This is a genomic window from Clostridiisalibacter paucivorans DSM 22131, from assembly GCF_000620125.1.
GTDB lineage: Bacteria > Bacillota > Clostridia > Tissierellales > Clostridiisalibacteraceae > Clostridiisalibacter > Clostridiisalibacter paucivorans.
Genome location: NZ_KK211076.1, coordinates 35426 through 56534, shown reverse-complemented (window position 1 = coordinate 56534; position 21109 = coordinate 35426). Strand labels below are relative to the sequence as shown.

Sequence of the window (21109 nt, the reverse complement as noted above, 5' to 3'; positions counted from 1 at the left end):
CGGGGGTGAAATAACATGGGAGAAAACATAATAGAATTGAGAAATATAGCTATGGAGTATGATGGTTTAAAGGTGTTAAAGGGAATTAACTTAAATATAAAGGAAAATGAATTTTTGACACTTTTAGGTCCCAGTGGTTGTGGTAAGACTACAACTCTTAGAATAATAGGAGGTTTTTTGACTCCAACTGAAGGGGAAGTCTTATTTGAAGATAAGTTAATAAATCACATACCTCCATATCAACGACAGATAAATACTGTATTTCAAAAATATGCTTTATTTCCCCATATGAATGTATTTGAAAATATAGCATTTGGATTAAAGATAAAAAAGGTTTCCAATAAAGAGATAAATGAACGAGTAGCAAGAATGCTCAAGCTTGTGAATCTTCAAGGATACGAAAGGGCGTCAGTAGATTCATTGAGTGGAGGTCAACAACAGAGGATAGCCATAGCTAGGGCCCTTATAAATGAGCCTAGGGTACTCTTATTAGATGAACCTTTGGGTGCATTGGACTTAAAGCTTAGAAAAGAGATGCAAATAGAACTTAAAAATATGCAACAAAAGATAGGAATTACATTTATATATGTGACCCACGATCAGGAAGAAGCATTGACTATGTCCGATACAGTAGTAGTAATGGATGGAGGAAAAATACAACAAAAGGGTACCCCTGAAGATATATATAATGAACCTACTAACAGATTTGTGGCAAATTTTATTGGAGAAAGTAATATAGTAGACGGAAAGATGATTAGAGATTATTATGTAGAATTTGCAGACAATAAATTTGACTGTGTAGATAAAGGATTTAAATCAAATGAATTTGTAGATGTAGTAATAAGACCTGAAGATATAAATGTAGTCAATAGGGAAGAAGGCATGCTTACTGGCATAGTGGAAGAAGTTATATTTAAGGGAGTACACTATGAAATGTTAGTGGCAGAAAACAATAGAAAGTGGATGATCCATAGTACAAAAATGGCAGATAAGGGAACAGAAATAGGTATGGCATTTGGGCCAGAGGATATTCATATTATGGAGAAGGAGATGAGCTAATTATGAAAAAATGGCTTGCTTATCCATATATTATTTGGAGTGGTATGTTTATAGTTATTCCACTGTTGGCTGTATTATTTTTTAGTCTTACAACAGGGGATATATCAAATTTATCAGAAATAAAGTTTAGTTTATCGAATTATATTAGGTTTTTAGATCCCATATATATAAAGGTATTATGGAGATCTGTATTTTTAGCATTGATTTCAACGATTATATGTCTAATTATAGGTTATCCAGCTGCAATGATATTGGCAAAAGAGGATTCAAAAAAGAGAAATATGATGGTATTATTATTTGTATTACCCATGTGGATGAACTTTTTACTTAGAACATATGCATGGCTTACTATTTTAGGGAGAAATGGAATTTTAAACAAAACTATAAATATGTTATTGAGGCTATTTCAATTACCGGAAATTAACCTTCTTTATAATAATGGTGCAGTAGTATTGGGGATGGTATATAACTTTCTACCTTTTATGGTATTACCTATATACACCATATTGAGCAAGATGGATAAAAATCTTATAGAAGCAGCAGAAGATTTGGGAGCAGATAGATATACTGTATTTAGGAAGGTGATATTTCCATTGAGCCTTCCCGGTGTTATGTCGGGCATAACTATGGTATTTATGCCCGCAGTTAGTACTTTTGTGATTTCAAGACTTCTTGGTGGAGGACAATATATGCTCATAGGTAATCTGGTGGAGCAACAGTTTTTAGTAGTTGGAGATTGGAATTTTGGCTCTGCTATCTCTATAATAATGATGATTCTGATACTTATATCTATGGCCTTTATGAATAAATATGATAATGAAAATGGAGGGGGAGGACTATGGTAGAGAGATTTATAAAAAAGTTCTATATATACTTGATATTTTTATTTTTATATGCACCTATAATAGTCCTTATAGTATTTTCCTTCAACAATTCAAAGTCTAGGGGTCATTGGGATGGTTTTACTTTTAAGTGGTATTTTGAATTATTAAAGGATAGGTATATAATGAAGGCTTTATACTATACAGTTACTATAGCAATACTTTCCTCTATAATATCTACTATTGTAGGAACAGCAGCAGCTATAGGTATATATAATATGAGAGGAATAGGCAAAAAGACATTACTAAATATAAATTATTTACCTGTTATAAATCCTGATATTGTAACAGGGATATCTTTGATGGCACTTTATGTATTTGTAGGATTACCTTTGGGATTTGTATCTATGTTATTGGCCCATGTGTCATTTAATATTCCATATGTTATATTGTCGGTGTTACCAAAGCTGCGACAATTACCCAAGGATATATTAGATGCAGCATTGGACTTAGGGGCAACACCTTCATACGCATTGAGGAAAGTAATACTTCCCCAGATAATGCCAGGGATATTTACAGGGGCATTGTTGGCGTTTACTCTATCCATAGATGATTTTGTAATAAGTTTTTTCACTACTGGATCAGGAGTGACTAATCTATCCATAACAATATATTCCATGGCCAGAAAGGGTATAAACCCTAAAATCAATGCATTGTCAACACTAATGTTTTTAACGGTATTGGTGCTATTATTGATAGTTAATAAAAGAAGTGATAAAGAATCTAAAGAAAGGGTGATATAAGTGAAAAAGATGTCTAAAATTGTTTTGGTATTATCTTTAAGTTTAGTTTTATCTATTATATTTGTAGGTTGTGGAGAGGATAGGCCAACGCTTAATGTATATAATTGGGGCGATTATATAGATGAGAGCGTTATACCACAATTTGAACAGGAGTTTGGAGTAAAGGTAAACTACGAGACATTTGCAACCAATGAAGATATGTATCAGAAGTTGAAGCAAGGAGGAAATGCATATGATGTAGCTATACCTTCTGATTATATGATAGAAAAAATGATAAAAGAAGATATGTTATTGAAAATAGATATGGATAATGTATCAAACTATAAATATATAGATGAGAGATTTAAAGGTCTAGACTTTGACCCTAATAATGAATATTCAGTACCCTATATGTGGGGGACTGTGGGCATTATATATAATACAAAAGAAGTAGATGGAAAAGTAGATAGTTGGGATATACTTTGGGATGAAAAGTATGAAGGTGAAATACTTATGTTAGATAGTCAGAGAGATTCCATAGCAGTGGCATTGAAAAAATTGGGATACTCTATGAATTCAAGGGATAGAGAAGAATTGGAAGAGGCGAAGCAAGAATTAATAAAACAAAAACCATTGGTATTGGCCTATGTGGGAGATGAAGTGAAGGGCATGATGATAGGTGAAGAGGCTAAATTGGCAGTAGTTTGGTCTGGAGATGCCATGTATATGATGGATGAAAATCCTAATCTAAATTATGTAGTGCCCAATGAAGGATCTAATCTTTGGTTTGACAATATGGTTATACCCAAAACTAGTCAAAACAAGGAACTGGCACAGAAGTTTATAGATTTTATGACTAGACCAGAAATAGCACTGAAAAATACAAATTATATAGGGTATTCAACTACAAATAAAGAAACAGTTACTATGCTTGATGAAGAAATAAGAAATAGTAATGTTGCATATCCAGAAAAAGATATAACTGATAACTGTGAAGTATTCCATGATCCTGGTGATTTCTTGAAGGTATATGATAGGATATGGACTGAGGTTAAGGCCCATTAACAACCTGAGTGGAGAAATTTTTTCTTCACTCTTTTTTTATCTAGATAATATTGGTATAATATGAAAAAAGGGGGAATGAACTTATGAAGTCTTTATTTGACTCTACAAAGTTAGGTAATATGGATATAAAAAATAGAATTGTAAGGAGTGCAACATGGGAAAGAATGGCTAAGGATGGTAGGATGACAGATAAGCTTTTTAATGTATATAGAAATTTAGCTAAAGGGGGAGTGGGACTGATAATTACTGGATATTCCTATATAGTGCCTGAAGAATGTCCTAATCCTGGAATGATGGGCATATGTGATGATTCATATATAGATGAATATAGGGCATTGATAGATATGGTACATAAGAATAATTGTAAAATAGTAATGCAGATTGCCTATGGTGGATCAAAGACTAGATACAATACTGAAGATAGAACAATATTGGGGCCCTCTGCTGTACCAGAAATTAATACAGGGGTAATACCAAAGGAAATGACAAAAAAAGAAATAGAATACATAGTGAAGGCCCATGGAGATGCAGCATTGAGAGTAAAAAGGGCAGGGTTTGATGGGGTTCAGTTCCACAGTGCACATGGATATCTTTTAAGTCAATTTTTGAATCCCCATCATAATGTAAGAACAGATGAATACGGTGGTTCTATAGAAAACAGGGCCAGAATAATTTTAGAGGCATTTGGACATATTAGAGAAAAAGTAGGTAATGACTTTCCTGTATTAATAAAAATTAATTGTTCAGATTTCATGGATAATGGATTAACATTTGAGGAAAGCAAATATGTTTGTAGACAATTGAGTCTAAAGGGAATAGATGGAATAGAGATAAGTGGCGGAGTAACAGGAGATAAATATGCCATTAGAATGGGAATAAAGACATCTAAGGACGAATCTTATCATAGTCAATATGCAAAGGAGATTGCTGATGTAGTAGATGTGCCTGTAATACTAGTTGGAGGAAATCGTTCTGTAGTGGGAATGGAAAATATATTGAGAAATTCCAATATTGATATGTTTTCTATGTCAAGGCCATTTATAAGAGAATCGAATCTAGTCAATAGATGGTTAAAGGGGGATTTGAAAAAATCTAAGTGTATTTCTTGTAATCAATGTTTTAGACCAGAGGGGAATATTTGCATATTTAATAAATAGGGACTGGAAATAGCCCAGTCTTTTTTGATATAATTATGCTTAAAATAAGTAGGGGGAATGTTTATGGGAAAAGAGGTAGAGTCTAACTATTATAGTTATATGGATATTTATACAGATATGAGATTAAAGTTTAAATGGAAATTACCATCTCAGGTTTTAGGTATGTTACCTCTCATATATGTAATAAATGACAAGAAATTTGATATGGAATTGTATGAAGACGTAGTGGATTATATAAAAAAGAACACAGGTTTTTTCTCTCCAATAAAATCACAACAGACTTACTCTATAGCTGCACTATTGATATCTAATTATGAAGATCCAAAGTATAAGTTTGACCAATTATTAGTATGTATAGATAAGATGAAGGAATATGGTTTTAAAAAGGGGCCGTATTTGGGAATAAGTAGTTTTATTCTTTTAGAAGAAAAGGACTTGGATAAAAGACTTGAAAACACATCTAAAATATTTAAAGGTATGAAAGAAAATCATAAATTTCTTACATCACAAGATGATTATCCATTGGCCATTATGTTGGCTAAAGATTTAAAGGATGAAGAAAAGGTTATTCTCGATATGGAGTACTACTATGCTTCTTTAGCGGAAACTAAATTTAAAAAGGGGAATGAACTGCAATTAATGTCACAGCTTTTAACTCTATCAGAGAGTGACTTAAGGGATAGCATCGTGGAAAGATGCAAGGAAATGTATAATATATTTAAACAAAACAATATAAAGGTAAGGAGGGTTCTATATCCATCTATAGCCCTTTTAGTATTATTCAATGTAGATTTAGAAAAAGAAATTAATACATTAAAAGATTTAATAAACAGGTTTAAAAATGAAAAACATTTTAAATGGAATAGAGATATAAATATAATATTATCTATCATACTTTTGTTGTTAAATACAATTGACAAAAATAAAAATGACAAGACAATAGAAACAGGATTAAATACTATTATTCAAAATATTATTCAGGCTCAACAGATTGCTATGATAGCAGCAATTGGAGCATCTACATCATTTACAGGGAGCTCTTCTAACTAAGATGTCTTTATGGTATAATTTTCAGAGGGGATAATTTAAATACACTGTACAAGGGGGATAAAAATGGGGAAAGTTGAACAGAAGAAAAGTTTATATGGTGATTTGGCTTTGGTATTGGTAGCTATAATATGGGGAAGTGGATTTGTGGTTACTAAAAATGGACTAAATGAAATAACACCACTTTTGATGAATGCGATGCGAATGATAGTTGCCGCTGTACTGATGAGCATAGTGTTTATGAAGAAACTAAAGGGAATAACAAAGGAAGAGTTAAAGGGCGGTGCCGTAATAGGATTTTTTCTTTTTAGTGCATTTGCAGCTCAGACAGTGGGGCTTCAATATACTACTGCAAGTAAGCAGGCATTTTTGACAGCTACAAATGTGGTAATGGTTCCATTTATTTATTGGTTTATAAGTAAGAAGAAGCCAGATAATTTTGAAATAGTAGCTACCTTTGTGACTCTTTTAGGGATAGGATTTTTGACCCTAGAAAAGGGATTGTCTATAAACCAAGGAGATAGTTTGACTCTTTTATGTGCAGTGTTATTTGCAGGACATATAGTTTCTATAGGTCATTATACTAAAAAGCATGACCCTATAGTACTTACTATAATACAGTTTTTTGTAGCATCTTTATTTTCCATAGTTTTGGCAGCATTGAGAGAGCCTATAGTACTTGAATTTAGTGGTCAAGGGTGGTTTACGGTACTATATCTAGGGGCGTTTAGTACCTTGGTGGCATTTTTAATACAGAATGTAGCTCAAAAGTATACATCTTCTACCCATGCAGCTATAATACTCAGTTTAGAGGCGGTATTTGGGACTATATTTTCCATACTTATTTTGGGAGAGATATTTACAATTAAGATGTTTATAGGATGTTTAGTTATATTTATAGGGATATTAACAGCAGAGACTAAATGGGAATTTTTAAGAAAAAAGAGCCCTGATACTAATATTTAATAGATGAAGAGGTAGTGGTAATTTGGGTACAATAACTAAAATAGAACAACAAAAAAAGAATGAAAGCAGGGTAAATATATATATAGATAACAAGTTTTTTTTAGGCATATCTACAGAAATAGTATATAAATTGAGATTGAATAAAGGTGTAGAAATAGAAGAAGATAAGCTAAAAGAAATAGTAGATGAAGAAAACTATATAAAAGCAAAGAATACCGCATTCAATATTTTGAGTCATAATATGCAAAGTGAAGAAAATATAAGGTTTAAATTAGGCAAAAAAGACTATGAACAGCATACAATAGATAGAGTGATAAAGATACTAAAAGAATATAAGATGATAGATGATCAAGAATTGGCAAAGATGATAGTAAATGATAAAAAACATATAAAAAGATATGGCAGAAATCGCATCAAGCAAGATTTATACAAAAAGGGCATAGATAAAGATATAATAGAATATGCCATAAAGTCTCAAATAAAAGAGGATGAAGAATATAAAAATGCATTGTATTTGGGACAGAAAAAGTTAAGAGTTATAAAGGATAAAGACAAAAGAAAGGTATATGAGAAATTGTCTAGACATTTGATATATAAGGGATTTAATTATGACATAGTAAAAAAAGTAGTTAGACAATTGTTAAATGACATAGATGGATATGGAGATTAAAGTGTAAAAAAAAATTATCGTTGATTTCAAATAGCATAAATACTTTTGAAATCAACGATAATTTTTTATAATAAAGTTATATATACAAATTAGACCTTACGAAATCTAATAATTAAGGGGAGAAGAGGAAATGATATTAGGAACGGGTGTTTCTGATGGTATCGTATATGGAAAGGCATTGGTTATTGAAGAAGAACTAATAAATATAGAAAAGAGACAAATTGATAATATAGAAATAGAACAAAAAAAGCTACAAACAGCATTGAAGATATCTAAAGGGCAATTATTGGAGATAAGGGAAAGGGTATTAAAGGAGTTTGGAAGGGATAAAGCAGATATATTCCAAGCCCATATGATGATTTTAGAGGACCCAGAGCTTATAGATAATGTAAATAGTAAGATTAAAGAGAAGAAAATTAATGTGGAATGGGCATTAAAAGAAACAGCAGACCAATTTATTATCATGTTTGAAAGTATGGACAATGAATATATACGGGAAAGGATATCAGATATTAAAGATGTATTTAATCGTATTATAAAAAATATCTTGGGGCAAAAAATATTTGATTTATCCAATATAGATGATAAAGTAATATTAGTAGCAAAAGACTTAACACCCTCTGATACAGCCACAATGAATAAGAAAAATGTATTGGGATTTGTAACCAATATTGGAGGAGGTACATCCCATACGGCTATTATGGCTAGGAGTTTAGAAATCCCAGCTATAGTAGGATTGAGGGATATAACAAAAAGGGTTAAAACAGGAGATTTTCTCATATTAGATGGAGAATCAGGAAAGGTAATAATAAATCCTACAGATGAGGAAATAAAAGAATATGAATTATTAAAGGCACAATATGATAAAAATAAAAGAGAATTGAAGAATATCATAGGGAAGGAAAGTATAACAATAGATGGTAGGAAAATAGAATTAGCTGCTAATATAGGTGGTCCCGATGATATCTTAGGGGTTAATGAGAATGATGCAGAGGGAATAGGACTGTTTAGAACAGAATTTATATACATGGATAGAGACACAATGCCTACAGAAGAGGAACAATTCAATGTATATAAAAAAGTAATTCAGAGTTTGAATCCAAAACCAGTGATAATAAGAACTTTAGATATAGGTGGAGACAAGCAGGTTTCATATTTAAAAATAGGTAATGAAGCAAATCCTTTTTTAGGATATAGGGCTATTAGGATTTGTTTAGATCAACAGAACATATTTAAGACTCAGTTGAGGGCATTGTTAAGGGCAAGTATATATGGGAATCTAAAGATTATGTTTCCGATGATTTCCAGTCTAGAAGAATTGCTAGAAGCAAAATCCATATTAGAAGAAGTAAAGATTAGTTTAGATAAACAAGGAATAAGCTATGACCATGATATAAAAGTAGGGATTATGATAGAAGTACCTTCAACAGCAGTAATAAGTCATGTATTAGCAAGACATGTAGATTTCTTTAGTATAGGTACAAATGATTTAATACAATATACAGTAGCGGTGGACAGAATGAATGAAAAGATACACCATCTATATAGCCCATTTAATCCAGCAGTATTAAGATTGATAAAGATGGTTATAGACAATGGGCATGAGGAAAACATTTGGGTAGGTATGTGTGGAGAAGCGGCAGCAAAAAAAGAAATGATTCCAATATTACTAGGAATGGGTATCGATGAACTTAGTATGAGTCCAACAGATATATTGGAGGTAAGAAAATTAATTAGATCATTAAAATATGAATATGTTAGAGAGATATCAGAAAAGGTATTGAATATGTCTACTGTAAAAGAAATAGAGGGATATATGAAAAATATAATGAAATAAGGTGATTTTTGATGAAAAATATAAACTTTGATTATTCCAATGGGATTATTGAAAGTCATGAGATAGAATATATAACACCCCATATTATTCATGCACATAAAATGCTTCATAATAAAACAGTTCCAGGGAACAACTCTTTGGGATGGATAGATTATCCAATTTACTATGATAAGGAAGAATTTAAAAGGATTAAATATGCAGCACAGAATATAAGAAGTAAATCTCAGGTTTTTGTCGTAATAGGTATAGGAGGGTCGTATTTAGGAGCTAGAGCAGCTATAGAGGCCCTCAGTCATTCCTTTTATAATCAAATATCCAATGGACCAGAGATATATTTTGCAGGAAATAATATTAGTGGCACATATTTAAAACATTTATTAGAAGTAATTGAAAGAAAGGATGTAAGCCTAAATGTAATATCTAAATCGGGAACTACCACAGAACCAGCCATTGCATTTCGAGTATTGAAGAGATATATGGAAAAAAAGTACGGTAAAGAAGAGACAAAGGAAAGGATATATGTCACAACAGATAAAGAAAAAGGGGCATTAAAAACTTTGGCAGAAAGAGAAGGATATGAAACCTTTGTAATTCCTGATGATGTAGGAGGAAGATTTTCTATATTTACACCTGTAGGTATGCTTCCCATTGCTGTAGCAGGGTTAGATATAGATAATATGATAACAGGAGGAAAGGATGCTAGACAAGAATATATGGCAGAAGAATTAACAAAAAATATGTGTTATCAATATGCTGCCTGTAGAAATATTCTTTATTCTAGAGGCAAGAGTATAGAAATCATGGTAAGTTATGAACCAAGACTCCATTATATGGCTGAATGGTGGAAACAGTTATATGGAGAAAGCGAAGGAAAAGATGGAAAAGGTATATTCCCAGCATCGGTGAATTTTTCTACAGATCTTCATTCTATAGGCCAATATCTTCAAGATGGCAGAAGACAATTATTTGAAACGGTACTAAATGTAGAAGAACCAGAAGATGATATAGTGATACAAGAAGATAAAGAGGATTTAGATGGATTGAACTATTTAATGGGAAAGACTATGGATTTTGTAAATAAAAAGGCATATAGGGGAGCATTGCTTGCCCATGTAGATGGTGGAGTCCCAAACCTTATTATTAATGTACCTAAAATGGATGAATATTATTTTGGAAAGCTGATATATTTCTTTGAAAAGTCATGTGCTATAAGTGGTTATCTATTAGGAGTCAATCCCTTTAATCAACCAGGAGTTGAAAGCTATAAAAATAATATGTTTGCACTCCTTGGAAAACCAGGATATGAAGAATTGAGAGAATTATTGATAAAAAGGATATAGTGGAGGAAGTAAAGGGCAAAGTTATTGAAAAATAATGACTTTGCCCTTTACTTCCTTATTAATTTTTAGGTGAGTGATAGTTACTGTAGTATTGTATTTTTGGACATTACATTTTTTATTTCTAAATTGTTCTTCAAATTTTATAAATTTGAAGATATTTTTTAACTTCGAGACATCATATATAGATTTTCCTATAATACTATTTTTTCTTAATCCCAATAGTTTTTTAACGGCATTATTATAGACTATTATTTCACTGGTGTTTGTTATTGCCATTATACCATAGGGGATACTGTTTATTATTGTGTTTAGATAGGTATGTAGGGAGTGTTCTTTTAAGAGATAATATCTGTTTATTACTTCTTTTTTTATAATACCTTTAAAATTATTATTGTTCAAAACCACAATAATATCGTGATCGTATAATAGTGGCGGGTTAATATTATCTCTTATATCTATATAGAGAAAATTTTTAGACATGACATCTTTTACTAAAACTTTATTTAAGGATTGATTAGTCAAATATGATATCAAATCATAGATATAAATACTTCCTTTAGGCAGACTAGCATCATCCATTACTATAAGATTGTTTGAATTTGATACTTGAAATTTATTTAAAGCTGCTTCTAAGGTATCGTTTGTACCTATATAGTATTCACTGGAATCCATTATAAAGCTATTAATTTTCATAAATATCAACTCCAACAGTGTATTTTCTACTTATTTATATATTTAGTAGGGATAAATTATATTTATGATAAAGAATACATAAAAGGGTGGCGTAATATAAAAATAAAAAAATTAATGTTATAATATAAAGGTTGTAAGAAGATATAAATATAAAGGAGTGGATAAAAGTGAAGAGATTGATTAAATTGATTTTATGTACTGTATTAATTATCAGTATGACGACAATCAATGTCTATGGGGCAGATAATATTAAGACAGATGAAAAAATTACAAAGACACAGGCTAAGGAAGATATAGAATTTATGATGGAGACTTTAGAGAGTGTTCATCCAGATTTGTATTTTGCAGTATCAAAAGAGGATATAGATAGATTAATAAATGATGAATTAAAAGATATAGATGGATTAATAACTAGTATTAAATTTTATAAAAAGTTTTCACCTATTATTAATAGTTTCAAAGATGGTCATACTGGTATGCGTTTACCAAATGACTATATAACAAAAATAAAAAATAATGACGAGATACTTTTTATTAATGTACATATAAAGGATGGTAAAATACATATATATGATACCTTTATAGACCAATACGAAAAATATAAAGGATGGGAAATTCAATCAATAAATGGAAAAAAGGCATCAAAAATATATGACGAAATGTTAGGATACGTAAGTGGCTCTAAACTAGGGTTTAAGGAGTCTTCTATTGAAAATAATTTTGTGTTATACTACTATCTAAATAACGAGCCAAAAGATGAATATATGATAAACGTTAAAAATGGGGATAAAAAAGAAATTATAAAGATTCAAGGTATTAGTCTTGAAGAGGCTCAAAAATTAAATGACAAAGAAGAAAAGAAACAAGATTATATATACGAGAAATTAAACAATAATACGGGCTTAATCACATTTAATAGTTTTAGTAATTTTGAAAAGTTTGAGGAGTTTTTAGCTGAAACCTTTGAAGAGATTAATAAAGAAAAACTGGATAACCTCATAATAGATTTAAGAAAAAATGGGGGAGGAAATTCTCGATTGGGAGATCTATTGATAGAATATATATATGATGGAAGATATACGCAAGCAAATAGTATGGATGTAAAAATAAGTGACCAAATCATAGAGCATTATACTAATTTAATGAGAGAAACAAATGAAGACAAAGAAGAGATAGAAAAATTAAAGAGTGAATATATGAAATACAAAGGAGAATGCTATACTTATAAAGGACAGCCATCGAGGAAGTTTTTGGATAACCCAAAGTTTCAAGGGGATGTATATTTTCTAATAGGGAGACGAACTTTTTCCAGTGCAGTCATGTTAGCATCTACCGTAAAAGATTATAATATAGGGTATCTAATAGGTGAAGAAACAGGAGGAATAGCTAGTCATTATGGTGATCTATATCAATTTGGACTACCTAATACCCATCTAAAAATCTTTGTATCCCATAAATATTTTACTAGGCCCAATGGACTTGACACTGGAAGGGGTGTATTGCCAGATTATGATATAAATGATTTAGGTAAAAGGGATGCATTAGAAATAGCATTAGAGATAATAAATAATAAGCATGGAAAATAAAATTATCGCCGATTATTCAGTAAAAATGCTGGAAATCGGCGATAATTTTTAAATTGAATAAAAGCAGGTAAAAAGTGTCGTAATATAGAATATAATAAATGCAGAGTATTTCCTAATATAGTATATGGAGGTGATGATATACATAATTAAAGAAAAATAGAAAGGAGGTAAATATATGCAAGAAGGTATATTGCAGGTGGGAAAGGCAGTATATGATGATAAAAATGCCCTTATAAATCTAGTAAAAGATATACAGCTAGAAGACAGGAAGGGAAATCCTAAACATATAATTCAGATAAATATAGACACAAATAAAAATAAAATAGAAATAAATGATTATGGGGAAGTTACTAAAAACAGTGCAAAAGATCTACTTTGGATAGGGACAGCTAGTGGGACATCATCTCCCCAATGGTATGTGACAGGTAATAAGAATGAGTATCTAATATCACAAACATTGCCAAATATAGTAAATATGGAATTGCCTTATATAAGTAAGAAATTAGAGAAAATAATAGATGACTTTTATTATGATATGGGGGAACAAAAAGGTACAAAAAATAGATATAGATATATAATGGATATTAAAAAGATATCTGAAGATTTTCAAGACATGGATACAATTTTTAATGAAAATAATAAAGACGTGAAAAAAACTACAAAATATACATCTAAGATTATAGACAATTACATAAAGGATAAATATGGATTAAACAATAGGTCTATAACATTATATTTTATATCCATAGATGGAGTACCTTTAAGTTACAATGAAGAGTATAAAAATGCGATAAAAGAAGAAAGGTATGGACTAGATAATAAAGCAAAAGATGACTATTGTTCACTATGTAGTAATCTTACCGATGTGACTTCCGATACTAGTAAACTACAATTAAAATTTTATACTACCACAAATATAAATTTCCCTTCTAAATTTTCCAAAAAGAACTATTATAAAAATATGCAAATTTGCAGCAATTGTTTGACCTATTTAATGACAGGAGAACAATACATAATGGATAATTTAAATACTCGATTGGGGGGTATGCCTGTTTATATTATTCCTCATTTCTTATTTGATCCTGAATTTAGTAGAAAAAATATTGATTTACTATCATCAAAGATAGTAGATACTTTTAACCAAGCTAAAAAGGTGGAAGGATTGAGTAATATTGGAGGGGAAATAGACACATCCTTTGAGATCTTAGGTGATAACAATTATTATCTTTTAAATATATTATTTTATAGAATAAGTCAAAAATCAGTTAAAGTACAGAAGCTTATTAAAGATGTAAATCCATCAAGATTTACGCATATTATAAATGCTGCTACTAATGTAACTCAAAAATTTAAGAAATTAATATCTGATAGATTTAATATGCCATTGGGATTACAAAGTATATATTATTTAACACCGGTTAAATTAAAAGATGGACAAGTATCAGATTTTAGAAAATTGTTGTCTATATATAATGATGTATTTAAAGGAAATGAAATTAAAAAAGATATTTTAATTAAAGGGTTTATAGACATGGTTAAAATTCATTATTTTAATAAAGAAAACCAATTTAACATAAAGCCTAATAATATTTTTAGTAATAGTATAGTACAATCTAACATGCTCATAAGGCTTTTAGAAGAAATAGGTTGTTTGAAGGAGGGAGAGGGAATGAATATAAATATTATAGATGTTGATGAAGATATGAAAAATTACCTAGATGAAATGAAGTATTCAGAACAGCAGACTGCGATGTTTATTTTGGGATATTTAGTATCTCAAGTGGGTAATAGGCAGTATATGGATAGAGAAGGAAGAAAGCCTATATTAAATAAGATTAATTTTAATAGTATGGACATAAATAAAGTAAAGAGATTATCCAGTGAGATAGTAAATAAACTTAGACAAAATAAAATACTAAAGTACAATGAAAAAACATATTTTGTCCATAAAATGCTTTTGGACAAACATATTAATAGATGGGAATTGAGTAAGCATGACAATCTTTACTATATACTTTCAGGTTATTCCTATGGAACAACAAAAATGATGTTTAGAAAGGAGAAGAATAATGATAAAGAATAGTGAAATATTATTTTTATATGATGCAAAAATGACCAATCCAAATGGTGATCCAGATGAGGAAAACAGGCCAAGAATGGATTATGAAAGGGACATAAATTTAGTTTCGGATTTGAGATTGAAAAGATATATTAGAGATTATTTGCAATCTAAAGGAGAAGAAATATTTGTAACAAAATTAGAGGATAAAAGTGTAAAGCCTGAAAAGATAGTAGAAAAGTTAAAAACTAAGTTAAATAAAAAAGATATAGAAAAGGAAGATATATTAGATAATTTGATAGATGTACGACTTTTTGGAGCTACAATACCTATTCAAAAAGAAACGAAGACTTTTACAGGACCAGTACAATTTAATTGGGGCTATTCTTTAAATAAGGTAGAACTAATGGAGTCTGCAATAACTAGTCATTTTTCCACAGGAGATAAAAATGCCCAAGGGGCCATGGGTAGAGATTATAGAGTTAAATATTCGTTTATAGCTTTTTCAGGAGTTGTAAGCGGAAATAGAGCAGAAAAAACTCATTTGCAGGAAGAGGATATAAATAAATTAGATAAAGCAGTAGTTAAGTCTATACCACTACTAGCTACAAGGAGTAAGGTTGGACAATATCCCAGATTATATATAAGGGTACAGTATAAAGACCCAGAAACTATATTAGGGGATATGAGAACCATGATCAAATTAGTAGAAAATACTGAAAACCCTAGAGATATAAGTGAAGTAGCATTGGATGTGGGGGATTTATTAAATTTTTTAAAGGAAAACAGAGAAAATGTTGATAAAATATATTATTTTAAAGACAGAAATCTAAAAATAACTAATGGGGAGTTTAATGAAATATTTAGAGATTTTAGGCTAATAGAGATAAGGTGATAAATATGAATAAAGACATATTAATATTTGATATATGGGGATATGCTGGACATTTTAGGAAGTTTTACACTAATTCATCATCCCTAACATATAGCATACCTCCTAGGACTACTATATCGGGGATTGTTGCGGCTATTATGGGTAGGGAAAGAGATAGTTATTATGATGAATTTTCAGCAGATAATGTAGATATAGCAATAAGAAAAAATATAAAGACAAGAAAGATACTTCAGAGTGTAAATTATATGAAGATAACTACTAATAAACATTTTGAGTTTCCTGAAAATCATACTCAAATACCTTATGAGATGGTACTGTCGGTAAATGACTATCTAAGTTATAGAATATATATAAGTCATAAAGACAAAAGTTTTATGGATGAGTTGGAGTATAGGTTAAAAAATAGAAAATATTATTATTCACCATTTTTAGGAGCAGCCTCATTTAATTGTGGTATAGACTATATTGCTAAAACAATAGCAACTGAAAATGAAGGTGATGATATGACCTATATAGTTTCACCTATACCATTTAATAAAATTGAAGATAGGGGAATAGTATTGTCTAAAATTGACACTAAAAATGTGATGATAGTAAAGGAAAGAATGCCTAGAGAATTTGAAGGAAATAGAAATATTAAAGCTATTGAATATTATATATTTGATGAAAATACAAATCCTATTCCAGTGAAATTAAAGGGAAATTGTATCAATGTTCAATATAATGGAGTAGATGAAAATATATTATTTATGTAAAGGATGATAACATGAGATTCAAATCGCATCCAGACAAATACTTGATAGACCATATCAAAGAGGTTACTGAAAAATCACTTGTATATATGGGCGAGGTAGATGAAAATATAAAGAATGCACTAAAAATAACAAGCAAAACTCATGATTTTGGGAAATATACAACATACTTTCAAGAAAGATTACATGATAGTGATAAGAATCCTCTAGCAGACCATAGTTTTATATCTGCATTATTTGGTGCATATATAGGTCAAAATATATTAGGGAAAGATAGTATTCTTTCCCTAATAATATACAATGCTATCCTACATCACCATGGAAATTTAACAGATATAGATAAACATATGCCTAGAAGTACTAGAGACATGTCAAATCTTAAGATCAATTTAGATATAGTAGATAGACAAATTGATAATATGGAACAACACAAAGAGATTATATCTACAGATTTACAAGAAATAGATATATCAATATATTTTGAAAAGTTTATAGATGAAAGACCATATGAAAAAATACTTAAAAATTTGAGGACAATAAAGCATAAAATGGATATGGAAATGATAGATACAACAAAAATATTTTATATGCATCAGCTTATATATTCTGCTCTCATAGATGCAGATAAAATGAGCGCATCTAATACATTAGAGGGTACTATAAAGAATATATCCTATGAAGAATTAGTTGATATATATATAAATAGATACACAAGTACTGATGGCTTATCATTACTTAGGAGAGAAGTTTTTGATAATATACAAAAGAATATGAATGAGAATATAGACCAAAAGATATTTTCAATAACAGCACCTACAGGGACAGGAAAGACATTAGCAGGGTTTTATGCAGCAAAAAAATTATCACAGTATTTGGGTAATAGAAGAATTATATATGCACTGCCATTTACATCAATCATAGATCAAAATTATGAAGTTATAAAAGAATTATATTTGCATGATGAAGATTTTATAAATAATATAAGTAGATATATAATAAAGCATCACAATTTATCAGATATTGAATATAAAAATGAAGATATAGACTATGATGTAGATCAATCGAAACTAATGATAGAAGGATGGAATAGTTTTATCATAATAACTACCTTTGTACAATTATTTGAAAGTCTTTTGGGTGTTAGAAATAAAATGCTAAAAAAATATCATAGTATAAAAGGTGCAGTAATTATATTAGATGAGTTACAGACTATACCTATAGAGTATTGGAATCTTATAGATGATTTATTAGTCAAAGTATGTGAAGAACTGGATTGTAGAGTTATAACTATGACAGCTACAAAGCCTATAATTTTAAAAGATAGTGTTGAACTGCTAAATAATTATGAAAAGTATTTTAAAAAGCTCAATAGAGTGAAGTTATATTATGATAATGAATCTATATCTGTCGATAGATTTTGCGATGATTTTTTAGATAATTTAGAAGATAAGTCATATCTAATAGTGTGCAATACTATAGGACAGTCATTAGACATATATGATAAATTGACAGGTATAGATAGAAAAGTAATGTATTTGTCAACTAATATAATACCAAAGGAAAGACAACAGAGAATACAAACTATAAGGGATAAAATTAAAGAAAATCCTATAGTAATCTCTACTCAGGTGATAGAGGCAGGAGTAGATTTAGATTTTGATGTGGTAATAAGGGATTTAGCTCCAATAGATAGTATAATTCAGTCGGCAGGTAGATGTAATAGAAATAATGAGGAAACAGGTATAGTGAAAGTTACTAAAATGGTAAAGGAAGACGGTTCATTATATGGAAGATATGTGTATGGAAATATGCTTCTAAGGATTGCCAGTGATTTATTAGAAGATAAAACTTTACAGGAATCTGATTTTCTTGATTTAATAGAAAAATATTTTTTAGAGGCATATAAGATGAAAAATACTGAGGATAAAAGCGAAGAGCTTATAGAAGCGATACAAAAACTGGATTTTGAGATAATTAAAAGTTTTTCAATAATTAAAAATAGACCAAATTATATAGATGTATACTTTGAAACAGATAATGAAGCTGTGGATTTATATGAAAGGTATAAAGAAATAAGACAAATGAAAAAAGGAAAGAAAAAATATGCAGAATTATTAAAAATATATCCTAAAATTAGTCAGTATATTATATCTATACCAGATAGATATCTAAAAGAGTTTGATATAGACCAAAGTAAGTTTATAAGAATGCCCATAGAAGACAAGGATAGATTATATAGAGATGATATAGGATTTACTAGGGAAGATATAAAAGAAGCCATATTCCTTTAAGGTGGGTGATAATGTGGAAGACATAAAAATTAATGGGACTTTAGTGTGGTATTATTACATTTGTAAAAGAGAAGTTTGGTTGATGTCTAGAAAGATTGTAGCTGATCAAGATAATAAATTTATGGATATAGGAAGATTTATACATGAAAATTCCTATGGAAGAGAGAAAAAAGAGATTTCAATAGGAAATATAAAAGTGGATGTACTTAAAAGACATAAAGGGAATGTACTGGTGGGAGAGGTGAAAAAGAGTTCAAAGTTTCAAGAGAGTGCAAAGATGCAATTAGCATATTATCTTTATAAACTTAAAGAATATGGAATAGATGGAGAAGGAATATTAATGTTTCCTAAAGAGAGGAAGAGGATAGAGATAAAGTTAAATGATAAAATTATAGCAGATATTAAAGATATGGAGAAAAAAATTTTAAATATAATTTATAAAGATATCCCTCAAGAGCCTAAAAAAATAAAATATTGTAAAAACTGTGCTTATAGTGAATTTTGTTGGTCTTAGAAAGGGAGAATATCATGAAAAAAGTTATTTATATATTTAATGATGGAGAAATAAAAAGAAAAGATAATACTATATTTTTTGAAACAGATGATAAAAAGTCATATATTCCTATAGAAGATGTAAGTGATTTTTTTATATTTGGTGAAGTTACTTTAAATAAAAGATTTTTAAGTTATATATCTCAAAAAGAGATTACTATACATTTTTTTAATTATTATGGATATTATATGGGCTCTTATTATCCTAGGGAGCATTTAAATTCGGGATATATGATTTTAAAACAATCAGAATATTATTTAAATGAAGATAAAAGGCTTAATATTGCAATGGAGTTTGTTAATGGTAGTTATAAAAACATGTTAAGTGTACTGAAATATTATATTAATAGGGGGAAAGATATATCTGACATAGATGAGAGTATTAAAAATTTATCGAGGGAAATACCTAAATGTTTTACTACTAATCAGTTGATGGGTATAGAAGGGAATATAAGGGATATATATTATAAAAGCTTCGATAGAATTATAAACAATAAAGATTTTGTATTTGAGAAAAGATCTAGAAGGCCACCAGAAAATTATTTGAATTCAATGATAAGTTTTGGAAATTCACTGATGTATGTAATGGTTTTATCAGAAATTTATAAAACTCATTTAGACCCTAGAATAGGATATCTACATAGTACTAACTTTAGGAGATTTACTTTGAATTTAGATGTGTCAGAGATATTTAAACCTATAATAGTAGATAGATTAATATTTTCATTATTGGGAAGAAAAATGATAACTAAGGAAGATTTTGAAGAAGATATGGAAGGGATAATATTAAAAGACAGAGCAAGAAAATTATTTGTTCAAGAATTTGATAATAGGATGAGGGCTACTATAAAACATAGACAATTAGGAAGAAATGTATCTTATAGAAGACTAATTAGGTTGGAACTATACAAAATAGAAAAACATCTCATGGGAGAAAAGCCATATAGTGCCTTTGTATCTAGATGGTAGGAGGCAAAAATGTTTGTAATATTAGTATATGATATAGAGCAAAAAAGAGTAGCAAAGGTATTAAAGACCTGTAGGAAATATTTATATTGGGTACAAAACTCAGTATTTGAAGGTGAAATAACTGATGCCAATTTAGTAAAATTAAAATTAGAATTAGGTAAAATAATAAATGAAGATGCAGATTCAGTGATAATTTATTCATTTAGAACAACAAGATATTCATCAGTAGAAATAATGGGTATAAAGAAAGGTGGACAAGATAATTTTCTATAAAATAAATGTCGTCGACCTCCAGTAGTGTAAAAACCCCTGGAGGTCGACGACATTTATTTTTTTAGACTGAAATTGATGAATTAAAGAAAATTAGTGCAATTAGAAGGAATTTTGTTTTTTATATAGAATATAAGTATAAGAGAAAAAATGATTTGGAATTAATTGTATATTGGGATATATGCTGCTTTGTAATGGGTTATTACTTTACCTATGAGGAATTGAAACAAATATATAAAGGGTACTCTCCCCCAGGCACCAGGCTGTTATTACTTTACCTATGAGGAATTGAAACTTC

The 21109-nt window shown here is 29.6% G+C and carries 19 protein-coding genes; 18 read left to right on the top strand and 1 reads right to left on the bottom strand.

Translation table 11 applies throughout. The features are described 5' to 3' along the window. Nucleotides 1-15: 15 nt before the first annotated feature. The 10 genes from potA (at nucleotide 16) to Q326_RS0115425 (ending at nucleotide 10744) form a co-directional block, all read left to right on the top strand. Nucleotides 16-1059 carry a spermidine/putrescine ABC transporter ATP-binding protein gene (gene potA / locus Q326_RS0115470; protein WP_026896176.1) on the top strand — a complete coding sequence of 348 codons (1044 nt, stop codon included), beginning with the start codon at nucleotides 16-18 and terminating at the stop codon, nucleotides 1057-1059. 2 nt (nucleotides 1060-1061) lie between these two features. Then, nucleotides 1062-1904, top strand: a complete 843-nt coding sequence (locus Q326_RS0115465) for an ABC transporter permease (RefSeq protein WP_026896175.1) — start codon at nucleotides 1062-1064, stop codon at nucleotides 1902-1904. Next, a complete protein-coding gene (locus Q326_RS0115460) occupies nucleotides 1898-2683 on the top strand; it encodes an ABC transporter permease (RefSeq protein WP_026896174.1) in 786 nt (261 codons plus the stop codon). Before Q326_RS0115465 ends, Q326_RS0115460 begins: the two co-directional genes overlap by 7 nt. A gap of 9 nt (nucleotides 2684-2692) precedes the next feature. Then, nucleotides 2693-3727: an ABC transporter substrate-binding protein gene (locus Q326_RS0115455; RefSeq protein ID WP_034602566.1), complete on the top strand. Its 1035-nt coding sequence runs from the start codon at nucleotides 2693-2695 to the stop codon at nucleotides 3725-3727. Nucleotides 3728-3810: 83 nt separating this feature from the next. Next, nucleotides 3811-4884, top strand: coding sequence for an NADH:flavin oxidoreductase (locus Q326_RS0115450; RefSeq protein WP_026896172.1), 1074 nt, complete (start codon nucleotides 3811-3813; stop codon nucleotides 4882-4884). Between the two features lie 63 nt (nucleotides 4885-4947). Beyond that, nucleotides 4948-5934 (top strand): DUF4003 family protein, encoded by a 987-nt coding sequence (locus tag Q326_RS0115445; RefSeq protein WP_026896171.1) that lies wholly within the window; start codon nucleotides 4948-4950, stop codon nucleotides 5932-5934. Nucleotides 5935-5997: 63 nt separating this feature from the next. Continuing rightward, entirely contained in the window at nucleotides 5998-6897 is a 900-nt protein-coding gene (locus Q326_RS0115440; RefSeq protein WP_026896170.1) for a DMT family transporter, read from the top strand. Nucleotides 6898-6919: 22 nt separating this feature from the next. Next, nucleotides 6920-7567 (top strand): recombination regulator RecX, encoded by a 648-nt coding sequence (recX, locus tag Q326_RS0115435; RefSeq protein ID WP_026896169.1) that lies wholly within the window; start codon nucleotides 6920-6922, stop codon nucleotides 7565-7567. 130 nt (nucleotides 7568-7697) lie between these two features. Next, entirely contained in the window at nucleotides 7698-9404 is a 1707-nt protein-coding gene (gene ptsP, locus Q326_RS0115430) for a phosphoenolpyruvate--protein phosphotransferase (protein ID WP_026896168.1), read from the top strand. An 11-nt stretch (nucleotides 9405-9415) separates the two neighbouring features. Continuing rightward, on the top strand, nucleotides 9416-10744 hold the full coding sequence (locus Q326_RS0115425) for a glucose-6-phosphate isomerase (protein ID WP_026896167.1): 1329 nt from the start codon (nucleotides 9416-9418) through the stop codon (nucleotides 10742-10744). Between the two features lie 21 nt (nucleotides 10745-10765). Here the strand turns inward: Q326_RS0115425 and Q326_RS0115420 are convergent, their stop codons facing one another. Beyond that, on the bottom strand, nucleotides 10766-11437 hold the full coding sequence (locus tag Q326_RS0115420) for a PAS domain-containing protein (RefSeq protein ID WP_026896166.1): 672 nt from the start codon (nucleotides 11435-11437) through the stop codon (nucleotides 10766-10768). 167 nt (nucleotides 11438-11604) lie between these two features. On the opposite strand from Q326_RS0115420, the gene Q326_RS0115415 reads away from it, so the two are divergent. The 8 genes from Q326_RS0115415 to cas2 all read left to right on the top strand — a co-directional run bounded on the left by Q326_RS0115415 (nucleotide 11605) and on the right by cas2 (nucleotide 20814). Next, nucleotides 11605-13023: a S41 family peptidase gene (locus Q326_RS0115415; protein ID WP_026896165.1), complete on the top strand. Its 1419-nt coding sequence runs from the start codon at nucleotides 11605-11607 to the stop codon at nucleotides 13021-13023. A 175-nt stretch (nucleotides 13024-13198) separates the two neighbouring features. Then, the gene (locus Q326_RS0115410; RefSeq protein ID WP_026896164.1) at nucleotides 13199-15106 is read left to right on the top strand and encodes a TIGR02556 family CRISPR-associated protein; all 1908 of its coding nucleotides are present in this window, start codon (nucleotides 13199-13201) and stop codon (nucleotides 15104-15106) included. Then, on the top strand, nucleotides 15093-15977 hold the full coding sequence (gene cas7b / locus Q326_RS0115405) for a type I-B CRISPR-associated protein Cas7/Csh2 (RefSeq protein WP_034602555.1): 885 nt from the start codon (nucleotides 15093-15095) through the stop codon (nucleotides 15975-15977). The genes Q326_RS0115410 and cas7b overlap by 14 nt, the downstream gene beginning before the upstream one ends. 5 nt (nucleotides 15978-15982) lie before the next feature. Then, complete coding sequence (cas5b, locus tag Q326_RS0115400; RefSeq protein WP_034602554.1) at nucleotides 15983-16732, top strand: type I-B CRISPR-associated protein Cas5b; 750 nt, start codon at nucleotides 15983-15985, stop codon at nucleotides 16730-16732. Between the two features lie 11 nt (nucleotides 16733-16743). Beyond that, complete coding sequence (locus Q326_RS0115395; RefSeq protein WP_026896161.1) at nucleotides 16744-19020, top strand: CRISPR-associated helicase/endonuclease Cas3; 2277 nt, start codon at nucleotides 16744-16746, stop codon at nucleotides 19018-19020. 13 nt (nucleotides 19021-19033) lie between these two features. Beyond that, nucleotides 19034-19534: a CRISPR-associated protein Cas4 gene (gene cas4 / locus Q326_RS0115390; RefSeq protein ID WP_026896160.1), complete on the top strand. Its 501-nt coding sequence runs from the start codon at nucleotides 19034-19036 to the stop codon at nucleotides 19532-19534. A gap of 14 nt (nucleotides 19535-19548) precedes the next feature. Further along, the gene (gene cas1b, locus Q326_RS0115385) at nucleotides 19549-20541 is read left to right on the top strand and encodes a type I-B CRISPR-associated endonuclease Cas1b (protein ID WP_026896159.1); all 993 of its coding nucleotides are present in this window, start codon (nucleotides 19549-19551) and stop codon (nucleotides 20539-20541) included. A 9-nt stretch (nucleotides 20542-20550) separates the two neighbouring features. Next, entirely contained in the window at nucleotides 20551-20814 is a 264-nt protein-coding gene (cas2, locus tag Q326_RS0115380; RefSeq protein ID WP_026896158.1) for a CRISPR-associated endonuclease Cas2, read from the top strand. Nucleotides 20815-21109 lie beyond the last annotated feature (295 nt).

Bases quoted from the DNA above. Each gene is read 5' to 3' on its own strand.
- Q326_RS0115455 (WP_034602566.1), top strand. From the start codon at position 2,693: ATGTCTAAAATTGTTTTGGTATTATCTTTAAGTTTAGTTTTATCTATT.
- Q326_RS0115450 (WP_026896172.1), top strand. From the start codon at position 3,811: ATGAAGTCTTTATTTGACTCTACAAAGTTAGGTAATATGGATATAAAA.
- cas1b (WP_026896159.1), top strand. From the start codon at position 19,549: ATGAAAAAAGTTATTTATATATTTAATGATGGAGAAATAAAAAGAAAA.
- ptsP (WP_026896168.1), top strand. From the start codon at position 7,698: ATGATATTAGGAACGGGTGTTTCTGATGGTATCGTATATGGAAAGGCA.
- potA (WP_026896176.1), top strand. From the start codon at position 16: ATGGGAGAAAACATAATAGAATTGAGAAATATAGCTATGGAGTATGAT.
- Q326_RS0115395 (WP_026896161.1), top strand. From the start codon at position 16,744: ATGAGATTCAAATCGCATCCAGACAAATACTTGATAGACCATATCAAA.
- Q326_RS0115425 (WP_026896167.1), top strand. From the start codon at position 9,416: ATGAAAAATATAAACTTTGATTATTCCAATGGGATTATTGAAAGTCAT.
- cas7b (WP_034602555.1), top strand. From the start codon at position 15,093: ATGATAAAGAATAGTGAAATATTATTTTTATATGATGCAAAAATGACC.
- Q326_RS0115465 (WP_026896175.1), top strand. From the start codon at position 1,062: ATGAAAAAATGGCTTGCTTATCCATATATTATTTGGAGTGGTATGTTT.
- Q326_RS0115410 (WP_026896164.1), top strand. From the start codon at position 13,199: ATGCAAGAAGGTATATTGCAGGTGGGAAAGGCAGTATATGATGATAAA.
- Q326_RS0115440 (WP_026896170.1), top strand. From the start codon at position 5,998: ATGGGGAAAGTTGAACAGAAGAAAAGTTTATATGGTGATTTGGCTTTG.
- cas5b (WP_034602554.1), top strand. From the start codon at position 15,983: ATGAATAAAGACATATTAATATTTGATATATGGGGATATGCTGGACAT.
- Q326_RS0115420 (WP_026896166.1), bottom strand. From the start codon at position 11,437: ATGAAAATTAATAGCTTTATAATGGATTCCAGTGAATACTATATAGGT.
- Q326_RS0115445 (WP_026896171.1), top strand. From the start codon at position 4,948: ATGGGAAAAGAGGTAGAGTCTAACTATTATAGTTATATGGATATTTAT.
- Q326_RS0115460 (WP_026896174.1), top strand. From the start codon at position 1,898: ATGGTAGAGAGATTTATAAAAAAGTTCTATATATACTTGATATTTTTA.
- cas2 (WP_026896158.1), top strand. From the start codon at position 20,551: ATGTTTGTAATATTAGTATATGATATAGAGCAAAAAAGAGTAGCAAAG.